This is a genomic window from Pseudomonas sp. GM49 (assembly GCF_000282355.1).
Taxonomy (GTDB): Bacteria; Pseudomonadota; Gammaproteobacteria; order Pseudomonadales; family Pseudomonadaceae; genus Aquipseudomonas.
On sequence record NZ_AKJL01000110.1, the window covers coordinates 41339 to 53930 of the forward strand.

General features: G+C 50.9%; 13 protein-coding genes. 2 read left to right on the forward strand and 11 right to left on the reverse strand.

What is annotated here, in order from left to right; genetic code table 11:
- Positions 1 to 5 precede the first annotated feature (5 nt).
- Entirely contained in the window at positions 6 to 401 is a 396-nt protein-coding gene (locus PMI29_RS18340; protein ID WP_007996838.1) for a RidA family protein, read from the reverse strand.
- Positions 402 to 516: 115 nt separating this feature from the next.
- Here PMI29_RS18340 and PMI29_RS18335 point away from each other — a divergent pair, with 115 nt between their 5' ends.
- The gene (locus PMI29_RS18335; protein WP_007996840.1) at positions 517 to 1455 is read left to right on the forward strand and encodes a LysR family transcriptional regulator; all 939 of its coding nucleotides are present in this window, start codon (positions 517 to 519) and stop codon (positions 1453 to 1455) included.
- Positions 1456 to 1962: 507 nt separating this feature from the next.
- On the opposite strand, the gene PMI29_RS31010 is transcribed toward PMI29_RS18335, so the two are convergent.
- The 10 genes from PMI29_RS31010 to PMI29_RS18295 all read right to left on the reverse strand — a co-directional run bounded on the left by PMI29_RS31010 (position 1963) and on the right by PMI29_RS18295 (position 11659).
- Positions 1963 to 2652 carry an alanyl-tRNA editing protein gene (locus PMI29_RS31010; protein ID WP_157221359.1) on the reverse strand — a complete coding sequence of 230 codons (690 nt, stop codon included), beginning with the start codon at positions 2650 to 2652 and terminating at the stop codon, positions 1963 to 1965.
- Positions 2653 to 2935: 283 nt separating this feature from the next.
- Positions 2936 to 4825 (reverse strand): methyl-accepting chemotaxis protein, encoded by a 1890-nt coding sequence (locus PMI29_RS18330; RefSeq protein WP_007996843.1) that lies wholly within the window; start codon positions 4823 to 4825, stop codon positions 2936 to 2938.
- 120 nt (positions 4826 to 4945) lie between these two features.
- The gene (locus tag PMI29_RS31015; protein ID WP_081501653.1) at positions 4946 to 5389 is read right to left on the reverse strand and encodes a DUF3291 domain-containing protein; all 444 of its coding nucleotides are present in this window, start codon (positions 5387 to 5389) and stop codon (positions 4946 to 4948) included.
- A gap of 231 nt (positions 5390 to 5620) precedes the next feature.
- Positions 5621 to 6379, reverse strand: a complete 759-nt coding sequence (locus tag PMI29_RS18325; protein ID WP_007996845.1) for an amino acid ABC transporter ATP-binding protein — start codon at positions 6377 to 6379, stop codon at positions 5621 to 5623.
- Positions 6379 to 7050 (reverse strand): amino acid ABC transporter permease, encoded by a 672-nt coding sequence (locus PMI29_RS18320; protein WP_007996847.1) that lies wholly within the window; start codon positions 7048 to 7050, stop codon positions 6379 to 6381. The genes PMI29_RS18325 and PMI29_RS18320 overlap by 1 nt, the downstream gene beginning before the upstream one ends.
- A 57-nt stretch (positions 7051 to 7107) precedes the next feature.
- A complete protein-coding gene (locus PMI29_RS18315) occupies positions 7108 to 7935 on the reverse strand; it encodes a transporter substrate-binding domain-containing protein (RefSeq protein ID WP_007996849.1) in 828 nt (275 codons plus the stop codon).
- 193 nt (positions 7936 to 8128) lie between these two features.
- On the reverse strand, positions 8129 to 9478 hold the full coding sequence (locus PMI29_RS18310; RefSeq protein WP_007996851.1) for an amidase: 1350 nt from the start codon (positions 9476 to 9478) through the stop codon (positions 8129 to 8131).
- A 5-nt stretch (positions 9479 to 9483) separates the two neighbouring features.
- On the reverse strand, positions 9484 to 9747 hold the full coding sequence (locus tag PMI29_RS18305) for a hypothetical protein (protein ID WP_007996852.1): 264 nt from the start codon (positions 9745 to 9747) through the stop codon (positions 9484 to 9486).
- Positions 9744 to 10673: a threonine/serine dehydratase gene (locus PMI29_RS18300; protein WP_007996853.1), complete on the reverse strand. Its 930-nt coding sequence runs from the start codon at positions 10671 to 10673 to the stop codon at positions 9744 to 9746. Before PMI29_RS18300 ends, PMI29_RS18305 begins: the two co-directional genes overlap by 4 nt.
- On the reverse strand, positions 10670 to 11659 hold the full coding sequence (locus tag PMI29_RS18295; protein WP_007996854.1) for a nitrilase-related carbon-nitrogen hydrolase: 990 nt from the start codon (positions 11657 to 11659) through the stop codon (positions 10670 to 10672). Before PMI29_RS18295 ends, PMI29_RS18300 begins: the two co-directional genes overlap by 4 nt.
- A gap of 123 nt (positions 11660 to 11782) precedes the next feature.
- On the opposite strand from PMI29_RS18295, the gene PMI29_RS18290 reads away from it, so the two are divergent.
- Complete coding sequence (locus PMI29_RS18290; RefSeq protein ID WP_007996855.1) at positions 11783 to 12526, forward strand: IclR family transcriptional regulator; 744 nt, start codon at positions 11783 to 11785, stop codon at positions 12524 to 12526.
- Positions 12527 to 12592: the final 66 nt, after the last annotated feature.

A 12592-nucleotide genomic window follows, 5' to 3' on the forward strand; every position in this document is an offset into this window, starting at 1 on the left:
TAGACTCAGACGTTAGGAAGTTTAGCCACAACCTTGATCTCAACATCGAAACCGTACAGCCAAGTGACCCCTACCACCGTTACCGTGGGAAAAGGCGCCTCGCCCCAATATTCCGGTACGACCTCCCACACCTGTTCGAAGATCTTCTGCGGTTCAACCATGAAGACTGTAACGTCTTGGACATCATCAAATCTGCAACCGGATGCGGCCAGCACCGCGTTGAGATTCTCGAAAGCGCGTCGAACTTGTGCCTTGAGCTCTGGCTCCGGTGACCCATCTTCGCGGCTGCCCACTTGGCCGGAAACAAAGAGCAAGCCATTGGCGCGTACCGCAGCTGAATAACGGTTTTGCTCGTAAAGGGCCTGACGGCCGGCGGGGAATACAACATCTCGTTGGTTCATCAGAAAACTCCAGCAGTTGGAAACTACATGAGGACTTTACGGCGCTTGCTCGGGCCCGATAAACAGGCAATTCTGGTCATTACTGTTTGTAATCCCCAAACAATATGGAGCATCCATGGATCGTTTCGATGCCATGCAAGCCTTCGCTCGGGTGGTAGAAACCGGCAGCTTTACTCGGGCCGCCCACACCTTGCACATGAGCAAAACCACAGTGAGCCAACTCGTCCAGCAACTGGAGACGCACTTGCGTGTGAAGCTGCTCAATCGCACCACGCGCAAGGTGAAGGTGACCGCCGATGGCAGCGTCTACTACGAGCGGGTACAGTTCTTGTTGGCAGCGTTAGATGACGCTGAAACCGCGCTATCCAGTGCCGCATCTGCGCCGCGTGGGCGCCTGCGGGTGGATGTGCCCAGTCCGCTGGCCAGGTTGCTACTGATTCCGGCGCTACCAGCATTCCTTGAGCGCTACCCGGACATCCAGATAGACCTTGGCGTGAGCGACCGTCATGTGAGCCTGATAGATGAGAGCGTTGATTGTGTGATTCGCGGCGGTGAGATTACTGATACCTCCCTGATCGCGCGGCACATCGCCGACCTGCCGCTGGGAGTGTACGCAGCGCCCAGGTACCTGGCCCTCTATGGTGTGCCAGCCCATCCGCGTGAATTGCAGGAAGGCGAGCATCGTGTTGTGGGGTATCGATGGGCACGAACAGGCAAAGCTCTCCCCTACACCTTGCGGCGCATGGGCGAGCAGTTGCAGGTGCATGGCCGACATGTTTTGGCAGTGGACGATGGCAATGCATATCTAGCAGCCGGACAGGCTGGCTTGGGGGTAATATGGCTGCCGCGATATATGGCTTTGCAACCAGTGGCGAGCGGCGAACTTGTACCGCTGTTCAAGGACTGGGATATCGCGTCGATGCCACTCTATATTGCCTATGCGCCGAACCGCCATGTAAGCCGAAAATTACGTGTGTTCATGGACTGGGTAGTGGAGTTGATGATCAAGCATGTGCCGGAGATTGCTCTGCCCACACGCGCTGACACTCCATAGACCTCTGACTCCGTCGCGCCTGATTGCAGATACTCTTGAACAACCTGGGACTTGACAGGTTTAGGGTAAAAAATCGTTGGTGCATTAGGGGGCTGAAGTTAAGGTCAATCGCGTCCGTTTAAAAATACGCGGACATCATCTCCCCTAATACTGGAGTTCGGAAGGTGTATTGCCTAGACGCTTACGTTACTAACTGGATACTACGGCTCCCCAGGCATCACGAGAGACTCACCGATCAACGGACGTGACTGGGCCCGGGATTAAGAAGTGGTCTTCGATGAGCAACGGCAAGCTCATGCTTGCCGGCAACGACTTCGACTTAGTCGCTAATAATGATTTCTGCGGTGACTCTAAAGTCTTTAGTTGGCATTATCAATCGAAGTCGCTGAAGTTTTCTATATTGAACGCCTAGACAATAAAGCAATCGGTTAGGTAAATTAACTATGCGTTTACTGATTATGCTACCGGAATAGCTTTGGTGCTGGTAAACGTTTAGCTAATTACACATTATTCTTGAGTGCTGAGTTCGTATTGTACTGACAGTTGGCCTTTTTTTAAGCGCGCACGAATGATTTGAACAGCGCCAATCTCACCTGTCGTTTGGACATGCGTACCGCCGCAGGCGGACTCCGCCAATGGTCCCCATCTAACGGTTCTCTTCCCATCCTTTTCTGCGATCACGCGAGGTAGATTTTGAGTAACTAGTTCCGCCACCGCTATGGCCAGCATTTGTTCGGTCAACGAAATAGGATTGTTACTTGGATTTAACGTGACACGGCTCTCACCGGGCCAATGATTTCCTTTCAGCCCAACCCAACCATATCGTTCGCTGACTGCGGTTATGAGATGTCCCGCAGAATGATAGCGAGTGTGCAGCTTACGCCAAGCAGCATCCACCTTTAAAATTACAACTCCAATTTCCACGGGACCATCTGTAAGGTGTACAACCTCTCCTTGATCCAAAAAAACCTGCACAACATTTACATCGTTGATCATCCCCTTGTCAGATGGCTGCCCTCCGCCCTGAGGGTGAAATAAGGTCGCCAAAAGTACTATACGGTACAGCCCATTTTCATGTGCGCGACAGCTAACTACGGATGTATTCATTTCCAAGCTATCTGATCGAAAATAAACTCTATCAGTCATATAGGCCCCATTCAAAATTCGTTGTTCATCGTTTGCTTTAGTTTTTATCATTGAAGGCTTAGGAGAGGCGCTTAACCCAGACTTTCTTCAACATCGCTTCATCTGCAATAAGATGAAGAAAAACACGCCTTAGTTTTTAACATAAAGAATGGCGCCGGATTATTGGAGGAGTAAAGGCAAAGGTCATCGCGCGTCGGGTCGGTGCGAAGCGCTCCACAGACAGTCAGCTTCGATCGCAGGGTAGGTGTGTTGCGAGACCGATTTTCCGACGTCATGTCCAACACACGATCAATTTGCTTCTGAATGCTAGTTCCTTGTAGTCAATCGATGAGTGTCAAATGCGAAAGCTGCCAACCAATTGTTTTAAACGAACAGTTTGTTGCTCCAGTTCAGAGCAGGCTTGCAAGGTCAATTGAAGGTTTTCCACCCCTTCATGATTAAGCGCGTTTATTTCCCCAATGTCTGTATTGATTGACTCGACGACGGCAGTTTGCTCTTCTGTGGCGGCAGCAACTGACTGATTCATGCCATCGATTTCAGCGATGCGCAGTGTCACCTTATTCAATCGCTCTCCCGCAAGATTAGCGATCTCCACACTTTCCAAACTGTGCCGCTGGCTCTGATTCATAGTGCTGACCGAATCACGTGCGCCTAATTGTAGTTCTTCGATCATCGTTTTGACCTGATGCGCAGACTCCTGGGTTCGATGAGCCAAATTTCTAACTTCATCAGCTACTACTGCAAAGCCCCGTCCGGCCTCGCCGGCACGGGCAGCTTCAATAGCTGCGTTAAGTGCCAGTAAATTAGTTTGCTGAGAGATACTGCTAATGACGTCGAGAATCTGTCCAATATTCACTGTTTTGCTATTAAGTGTTTCAATATTGCCGCTAGAGCTGTTTAGCATCTCTGACAACATTTTCATTGCGCTGATTGTTCTGAACACAACTTCCTGGCCGCCTGCGGCCAACCCGCCGGCATCGCTAACTTCATGCGAGGCCTGAGATGCATTTCTGGCAATCTCTAAAGTGGCTGAACGAAGCTCGTTAATAGCCGCTACGACACTATTAGTTCGATTGAATTGCTCATCCGAGTTACGCATTGAGGAACTGGATGCTGTTACAACCCTCTTAGCTACTTCATTGACTAACTCTGTTGCCGATGAAACTTCACGTAAAGAACCATGAATCCGATCGACGAAACGGTTGAATGCCATGCCGAGAGTGCCAAATTCATCTTTGGATTGAATGAGGAGACGCTTCGTAAGATCGCCTTCGCCTTCGGCGATGTCGTGCATTGCTCGAATCATAACTCGAAAAGGTTGCATTAATATCCGAATTAGAACACTGAGCAAGACGATGGTGGTCATAACTGCGACGCATGTCGCTACTATTGCAGAAATTTGAAACTCGTTTAGCTGTGAAAAAGCTTTATCCTTATTAATTGATAGGCCTAAATACCAATTTTGTGAGGGGATACCTTTGATTGGAGTGAATGTTACCATCCAGTTTTCGCCATTAGAATTAACTTCACTGATGTCGGAGTTAATTCCTGGTGTGCCTTTTGGGTAAAGTTCACTTATTGATTTCATTACCAAGGATTTATTAGGGTGCACCAGTATCTTCCCATCGGCACTGACGAGGAAGGCGTACCCTAGACCATTGAAGTCGAGCGAATTAATGCTGTCCGTAATGGACTGTAAACTTAGATCTCCGCCAGCAACAGCAAGGATCTGCCCATTTTTTCTTACAGCATCAACGACCGTTAAAACTAGGTTTCCGCTTGAGGCGTCAATATACGGCTCAGTGATTGTGGAGCTGTTGCTTGTTATTGCGTCTTTGTACCATGGACGAGTGCGGGGATCGTAGTCATCTGGCATTTTTTTATCTGGAAAGTTACTAAATTTACCTTCTTTATCCCCTATGAAAACTGTTAGAAATGACGTTGAAAGTGCTTGTTGTTTGAGAAGCAGCGCGGCACTCTCAGTCGTCGAGTTAATGGCTGAAACCTGAGAGAGACTCTCGATCAACAAAACCCTGCCATAAAGCCAGTTAGCAATATTGCTTGCAGTAATGCTGCCCAGTTCATGAAGGTTTTTATTCAAGTCTCTATAGATCGCGCCCCGTTGTAAGTTGTCGTTATAGAATGCGAATGATGTGAATGCACTCGCAACAATAAAACAGACTGCAATAAGTATTTTGTGAATAAATTTCAGATTTTTGATCACAGTTGCTTTCTTCCTGAATCAGATGCACGCAGTACGCTTTGATAATTTCAGTCGTGCTTGGGGTGAAGTGTATTGAGACTGCGTAGAAGGCAACCCTAAATTTACTTGAGAAGGTGGATCTTAGTACTGATGAACCCGGGCGCAGCTTTTAAGATCGAATGCCTGGTACGATGGCCCAATCTCGTAAAGTAATTCAAGTCTATTATGGGCCTCTTGCACACATGGAAAATGCCCTTCTGGGACCCACCACAGAACTGTTCTGGGCTTAGAGATTTGGTAAAACCAATCATCACCTTTCTTCATGAATTCAATATGGGGGGTTTTTGATAGATAATCTTGTAGGGAATCGATATCTTTCCATAAGGAAAGGTTATATAGGTACCCCTCTCCCCATAGATCTTGAATTAACCGGCTCTCCTTCCCTAAGTCACTCCATATGAACCCGGTATGATTTTCAGCTGGCTCATCAACGTACAGTTTTGGACCATAAAATACATTCGTTGGTGACGTTTTTTTTGTTATTTTTGCCTTGATCAGCTCAAACTGTGCTAATGAGTTTCTCATAGAATTACCTGAAAGGCTTTTGAATCAACCATGCTAGCAACACCCGTGAATAATCCATCGTTGATATTGATCAGGCTTTAATCTGATTGTTAAGAGCGCGTTTGCGTAGTTTAAAATTCGTGTGCAGCGTACATGCAATATTGCAGGCACGCCGCTGCTCGAAAAGCTACAAGTTTGAGGCAGGCGCTCGAAGTGCTAATGCGTCTGCGCAGAAGGATTATTAGTCTTGCCTTAGGCCTGTTTTAGAACGCTGGAAAAGAATGCCTTAGTTCGCTCATGCTGTGGTGCTTCGAAAAGTTGACGGGGCGGCCCCTCTTCAAGAACGCGTCCTTCATGCACATAAATGGCGCGATCTGCAACTTCTCGGGCGAAGTTCATCTCATGTGTAACGATGATCATAGTCATGCCTGAACGAGCGAGTTCGCGCATCACATCCAATACTTCGCTTACCATTTCCGGATCTAATGCGGACGTTGGTTCGTCAAACAACATTATTTTTGGTTCCATGGCTAATGCTCGTGCAATAGCCACGCGTTGCTGTTGACCGCCGGATAGTTGTCCAGGGAACTTATGTGCATGCGCCGCGATGCGCACTTTTTCAAGAAGTTCCACTGCATGTTCTCGGGCTGCTTCCCGGGATTTGCCCCGAACCTTGCATGGTGCCAAAGTTATGTTTTCCAACACCGTTTTGTGCGGAAAGAGATTAAATTGCTGGAACACCATTCCAGCGTCCTTACGAATGTGCTTGAGTACTTTCAGCGATGGGCGATTAGGTGGCAATGCGAGGCCTCCTATGATTACGTGTCCTTCGCTGTAAGTTTCCAGACCATTTAAGCAGCGGATCAAGGTGGATTTTCCTGAGCCACTGGCTCCAAGGATTACCACTACTTCGCCAGCGGTGACTCGCAGGTCTATTCCTTTGAGTACGTGAGCCTCTCCATAGTGCTTATGCAGGCCTTCGACGGATACCACTATTTCGTTCGTCTTCATTACCGCGCCCGTCCTTGCAGTTGGGTTTTTTCGTAGAAATTTATCAGTAACGACAAGGTCAGCGTGATAATCAAGTAGAACACCCCAATCATCAGGTATACCTCTAGGGCGTTGAATGTGGCTGCGATAAATGTTTGCCCCTCGCGCACTAGTTCACCTATCCCGATGACTGAGAACAATGACGTATCTTTGATGCTGGTAATCATTTGATTACCAAGCGCCGGTGCCATTCGCTTGAGTGCCTGAGGCCAGATCACGTAGACGAAGCTTTGGATCGGGCCAAGGCCCAGTGAGAAACCGGCTTCGCTCTGACCTCGGTCGATGGAACCCACACCGCCGCGTACCACTTCAGAAATGTAGGCGCCAGAGTTCAGTGCGATCGCTGCGATGGACGCAGTGAGTGGATCAAGAGGATGACCTAGTAGCGACGGTAGGCCGTAGAAAATGAACAGCACCTGAACTAGCACGGGTGTACCACGGAATACCTCGACGTAGATTACCGCCAAGGCCCTTAGGTACCACTGAGGAGCCAAACGCAGGAGACCAAAGGCCACCCCGAGCAACATACCAATGACGACGCCGACCAGTGAAATCAGCAATGTTAGGGGCAATCCGTTGAGCAATGCAGGAATACAGGCAAGCGCGGCGTGCCAATCAAATTGGAAGTTCATGAGTACCTCGTTCGAATCATCAGGGCCGCGGTAAGGCAGCCCCTCAATTGTTGAAACTTATTGTTGGACAATAGGCGTCTGTGGAGGCAGTACGCCGAACCATTTCTGGTAAATCTGCGCATAGGTGCCGTTTTCTTTGAGGGTCTGCAGTGCTTTGTTGGTGGGCTCGACCCACGGGCTGCCTTTGTTGAAGGCTATCCCGTATTGTTCGCCGTGGTAGAGCGGACCGACCACTTTGACCTTGCCCTTGCCAGCAGTTGTGGAGTAGTTGGCGAGCATCGGTTGATCTCCAACCACTGCATCGGTATTGCCTACAGTCAACGCCAGGAAGGCAGCCGCATATGTCGCATAAGGGACGAGTTTTACGTCACTCCCCAAGGTTTCCTGGGTAAATATGTAGCCCGTCGATCCGGTTACAGCGGCGACCGTCTTGCCCTTGAGATCTTCCATCGAACTGACCCCATTTTGGCCGTCCTTCACCAAGACTTGCAGGCCTGAGTCGTAGTAAGGATTGGAGAAATCAATGACTTTTTTGCGGGCGTCGGTGATTGTGATACTTGATGCCGAGGCTTGGACGTTTCCGCTTTGCAGGGCAGGAATAATGCCCGCGAAGTCGAGCGGCAAAACTTGCACTTGGTATCCAGCCAGCGGCGCCAATGCGCGTATCAGATCCATGTCAAAGCCTTCCATCTGATGTGATTTCTGATCCATGTAGGCAAACGGTTTGACGCTAGGGTCTGCGGCAACGCTGAGCTTGGGGAGTGGGGCTGCCTGTGACTGGCCAATACCAGCCAAGATGGTAAACGCCATTGCGGCGATTGATGATCGAGGTGAAATACTCAAGCTATGTTTGAAGTTCTGGGAAAACGACGCGAACATTTTCATCTTAGACTCCTAGTTATTGTTGTTTTGCGTCACCAACCGGTGGCGCGGTGCTATGCGCTTTCCCTGCGCCATGTGCTTGATCAGCTCCAATTGGTTAATTTGCAGACGAGCAAACGCATCTACAGTAGGTTTACCGCTGCAAATTCAAAAATGATTCAGTGGGACCAGGCCTTATACCGGTTCCATGCAATAGCTATCCGCCGCGCATGGTCGCCAGGCATTTTTCAATCGATTTGCTAACTGCTAGGACTTGAGCATCGCGTCGATGTAGACCGACAACCGAAAGTCCAACGGGTAAATCCCCTGGCGCATGACAAGGCAGGCTCAATGCACAACCGTCGAGAAAATTAACGACGCTCGGGTTACGCAAAACCAAACCATTAGTACTGAAAAACGTCGCGGTGTTCTCCTGGAGTGCACTGATCCGAGGGGCCACAATTGCCACGGTCGGCATGAGCCAGGCGTGAAAATGTCCCAGCCGCTGTTGAGCAGCCCCAATCAGTTGCTGACGCCATTCAATTAGTTGCAGATAGTCAAACGCGCTCAAGGATTTACCGCGCTTGATGCGGTAGGCCACCAGTGGGTCATAGAGATGACGCCGGTCACCCTCTAGCCAATACCGGTGGTGGTACCATGCCTCGGCGGCTGTGAAGCCACCGGCATCATTGATCTCCGGAAGCTGATATAGCTCCGGAAAATCAATCCATGTCACGTGAGCGCCCGCAGCAGTCAGACGTTGAACGCTCTTCTGAAATGCACGGGCGGTAGCGTCATCGATATCTTCAAGAACGTAGTCACGGGTAATAGCGAGGTTTAAGCCTGCAAGGGGCAATGCAGGAGTTTGTAAATGTGTGCCAGCGAGGATTCCGTCGATTATCCAGCAGTCTTCGACGCTGTGGGCTAACGGTCCGATCGAGTCGAGGCTCTGCGCCAAGGGGAATGCACCGTCCAAGGGAACTCGACTGGCCGTTGGCTTGAATCCGGTCAGACCGCAGAATGCCGAAGGGATACGTACTGATCCGCCCGTGTCGGTTCCTAGGCCCGCGACTGCCATTCCCTCTACGACGCTTACAGCGGCGCCAGAACTCGACCCACCGGCCACGCGCGAAGGCGCCTGACGTACTCGAGGTGTTCCGTAATGAGGGTTTAGACCCAAGCCGGAGAAAGCGAACTCACTCATGTTGGTCCGTCCGAGCAAAATCGCACCAGCGGCGCGCAACCGACTAACCGCGATTGCATCTGCCTTAGCAGGCATTGCGGTGTCCAGTAATATGGAGCCCGCACGAGTGACCTGGCCTTTGACGTCGAATAAATCTTTGATGGACACAGGTAAGCCGGCCAGTAACGAGGGAACTCGACCGGCAGCTCTGTCTCGATCGCTCGCTCTTGCCGCAGCCTTTGCGGCATCGACATCCACACTTATGAAAGCAGCGCCGTCTGCCTTACGATGGGCATCTATACGATCAAGTACCGCCTCAACTAGTGCTTGGCTGGTAGTCTGACCAGAGGCTAATTGCTGTGCGAGTTGAGCGATTGATTGCATGACGTTCACTCCTCAATAATCAACGGATCAACCTGGGTGCAGTGACGGAGGCTGTGGCTGAAGGTCAAATCGCACATCCCCATCTCAAGCATCTCGCCACCAATCAGCTTTGCCTGTACCGATTCAGTCTTAAAAAGCATCGCAGTGTACGTAGCGATATTTTGTTCAACTGCCGCAGTATTTCGGCGCGCCCAAGTAGCGTTCATTTGGTCGTCACTGCAGGAGGTATGATTGCCGTACCTGGCAACCAAAACCATCTGACGCTTCATCTGATGAACGACGCTGGGTCAGCGTTGCTACCGCAAATGACTACGGCAACTCGTTCCCTGGGCGAGCGGTTATATGCGCCCGAAAGCAGAGCTGCGAAAGCGGTTGCGCCGCCAGGCTCCGAGACGATCCTGAGCTTTTCCCACAGAACCTGTTGCGCCTCGCGAATCTGGTCCTCCGATACCAGCACGGAGTCGCTCACGGTCGGAAGCAGGACGGAAAAAGGCACGTCTCCGACACGTTTGCATCCGAGAGAGTCCGCGGCGATGCCCCCTGTCTGCACATCGACTGGCTCACGAGCCTCCAATGCACGATTAAACGTTGGACATAGTTCCGGTTCGACAGAGACGATTTTGACGCGTCCAGAAAACCATGCTGCGAGACCGCCGATGTATCCCCCACCGCCAACGGAAACCAGTACCGTGTCAATGTCTGGCAACTGCGCGTCCAGCTCGATAGCAATAGTTCCTTGACCTGCTACCGTGGCGGGGTCGTTGAACGCGTGTACCGTCAACGCCCCCGTTTCGGCGGCCCGAGCTTCACTAGCTGCGAGTGCTTCAACATAGGTATTTCCGGCCACAACAACATGCGCACCAAGATCTGTCAGCATTTTGCGCTTGAGTTCAGTCGCGAGGCTTGGCACAAAAATCTCTGCACGGACGCCGAGTTTCTGCGCTGCGTAAGCGACGGCGATACCGTGATTTCCTCCAGACGCTGCGATAACGCCCGCAGGTGGAAGAGGCTCGCCGAGTAGGCGATTGAAAGCTCCCCTTGGCTTGAACGAACCTGTCACCTGAAGACATTCGAGCTTAAGGAAGGTGTCACCAGGTACATCAAACCAACCGTCTTCCAGCTGCATAGTGGGAGTGGTACGGATATATGGGGCTATACGCTGCGCGGCTGTGAGAATGTCTTCTTTTGTGATCATTTGGACGAATCCTCGTAACTGCTCTCAGGTTGGCGTGTCGATGGAATAACGGTCACCGGCGACTGACGACGCTCATCAACCGTTAAGCGGAAAATATCTGGGCGGCTGTAGTGCCCCGTTACGTCAAAATCGAACTTGCCGCGTGCAATATTTCGAAGATCTATTTCTGCTGTGAGAATGGTTTCTTCGCCAAACGCAGGGCCTGCGAGAATTCGTCCAAAAGGATCGATGATGCAGCTCCCTCCGGCTTGAACCACCGCTTCGGCGTCGTCTCCGAAAAGGCTTGTATAGGCGTCAGGGAAGTCGCTTCGCCGAAGGAATTGATTACTTGCAAGCACGTAGCATCGACCTTCGATGGCAATGTGTTGCATTGAAGCTACCCATGACGGCCTGGAATCGGCTGTCGGCGCGCAATAAAGCTGTATACCCTTGGCATACATAGCAGTGCGCATCATCGGCATGTAGTTTTCCCAGCAAATCACTGCGCCAAGTTTTCCAAGTGCGGTATCTAGTACTGGCATGGTCGATCCGTCGCCATAACCCCAGATAAGACGTTCGCTTCCGGTTGGCATCAGCTTGCGGTGCTTGCCAAGGAAATCTCCGGTAGGCCCGAAAAAGAGCACGCAGCAATAGAGCGTTCCAGCATCGCGTTCGATAACGCCGATCACCAAATGAACACCGTGCCGTCCTGCGATTGCACCAAGTTCATCTACACAAGGCCCCGGCACATCGATCGCCGCTTCCCAATACTCGCGATAGGCCTCCCTTCCTTCGTCGGTACGTCCACCAACGTACGATCCGAATGCGTGGCCCTTGGGGTAGCCACCGACGAATGCTTCTGGAAATACGACGAGTTTGGCGTTTTGGGAAACAGCAGAAGCAACAAGGTCTTCGACTTTTGCCAAAGTTCGGCGCTGGTCAAACGGGATAGGGGTTCCCTGGATTACCGCGGCGATCCAAGGCGTCCCAGATGTTGATTCACTCATTTTTCACCCTCTTGTGTATCAGTACTGAACATGTTAGGATCAATAATGAACACATTACTCGCCTGCCTAATACTGGTCAAGTGAATGCGTGTTCGTCTTCGTCTACCGTTGAGGAGAGAGCTGATGGGTGAAATTGCGACAATCAATAGCGTTGAGCACGCTATCCGCCTTGTTGAATTGCTGGCCAGTTCGGAGAATGTCCTTGGCGTCAGTCAGATGGCGCAATCCCTTGATTTACCGCGGGCGACGATTTACCGATTACTCAAAACGCTGGCCCAACAAGAATGGGTGATTCAGGAAGAGAAGACATATCGGCTCAGCCTTCGACTTACCGGGCTTTTCCATGGCGTTGGTGCGGGTGCGGAGGCGGCTCTTGCCGAACGCATAAAGCCGTTGTTGCAACAGCTGGTAAATAAAACGGGAGAGTCGGCTCACTTTGCCGCACTTGATGGTGATCGTATCGTCTACCTTGCGAGGGTCGATTCTCCCCATCCAATTCGGATGTTTTCCCAAGTCGGTTGGCGAGGACCGTTGCATGCAACCGCAGTAGGCAAGGCACTGCTCGCTTCAAATGAAGCGAAATTTCTTGCGAAAATTTGCGAACATGGATTAGAGCGATTCACGCCCAAAACCATTGTTGGAAAAGAGCAGCTCCGGACTGAGCTGGCCAAAATCCGTGAGCAAGGTTACGCGCTGGATGACGAAGAGTTGATCGATGGCCTGACTTGCGTTGCCGTGCCGGTGATTAGCGAAGAGCAGGTTCGAGGAGCGATTTCCGTAGCAGGTCCAACGGCCAGAATTGGCGATCCCAAAATATTGGCAGAGATCCTGAAGGCAGCCGCGAAAACGTTGCTTACATCCTTCTAGTGTTCGGCTGGGTCTGCCAGGCAGACCCATTTATTCCATGACGCGAATAAGGTCTCTCTGACGGTA

What these genes read in the sequence shown, in the direction of transcription:
- PMI29_RS31015 (WP_081501653.1), bottom strand. Translation starts at nt 5,389, where the DNA reads ATGAGAAACTCATTAGCACAGTTTGAGCTGATCAAGGCAAAAATAACA.
- PMI29_RS18320 (WP_007996847.1), bottom strand. Translation starts at nt 7,050, where the DNA reads ATGAACTTCCAATTTGATTGGCACGCCGCGCTTGCCTGTATTCCTGCA.
- PMI29_RS18340 (WP_007996838.1), bottom strand. Translation starts at nt 401, where the DNA reads ATGAACCAACGAGATGTTGTATTCCCCGCCGGCCGTCAGGCCCTTTAC.
- PMI29_RS18300 (WP_007996853.1), bottom strand. Translation starts at nt 10,673, where the DNA reads ATGATCACAAAAGAAGACATTCTCACAGCCGCGCAGCGTATAGCCCCA.
- PMI29_RS31010 (WP_157221359.1), bottom strand. Translation starts at nt 2,652, where the DNA reads ATGATAAAAACTAAAGCAAACGATGAACAACGAATTTTGAATGGGGCC.
- PMI29_RS18295 (WP_007996854.1), bottom strand. Translation starts at nt 11,659, where the DNA reads ATGAGTGAATCAACATCTGGGACGCCTTGGATCGCCGCGGTAATCCAG.
- PMI29_RS18310 (WP_007996851.1), bottom strand. Translation starts at nt 9,478, where the DNA reads ATGCAATCAATCGCTCAACTCGCACAGCAATTAGCCTCTGGTCAGACT.
- PMI29_RS18290 (WP_007996855.1), top strand. Translation starts at nt 11,783, where the DNA reads ATGGGTGAAATTGCGACAATCAATAGCGTTGAGCACGCTATCCGCCTT.
- PMI29_RS18325 (WP_007996845.1), bottom strand. Translation starts at nt 6,379, where the DNA reads ATGAAGACGAACGAAATAGTGGTATCCGTCGAAGGCCTGCATAAGCAC.
- PMI29_RS18335 (WP_007996840.1), top strand. Translation starts at nt 517, where the DNA reads ATGGATCGTTTCGATGCCATGCAAGCCTTCGCTCGGGTGGTAGAAACC.
- PMI29_RS18315 (WP_007996849.1), bottom strand. Translation starts at nt 7,935, where the DNA reads ATGAAAATGTTCGCGTCGTTTTCCCAGAACTTCAAACATAGCTTGAGT.
- PMI29_RS18305 (WP_007996852.1), bottom strand. Translation starts at nt 9,747, where the DNA reads ATGAAGCGTCAGATGGTTTTGGTTGCCAGGTACGGCAATCATACCTCC.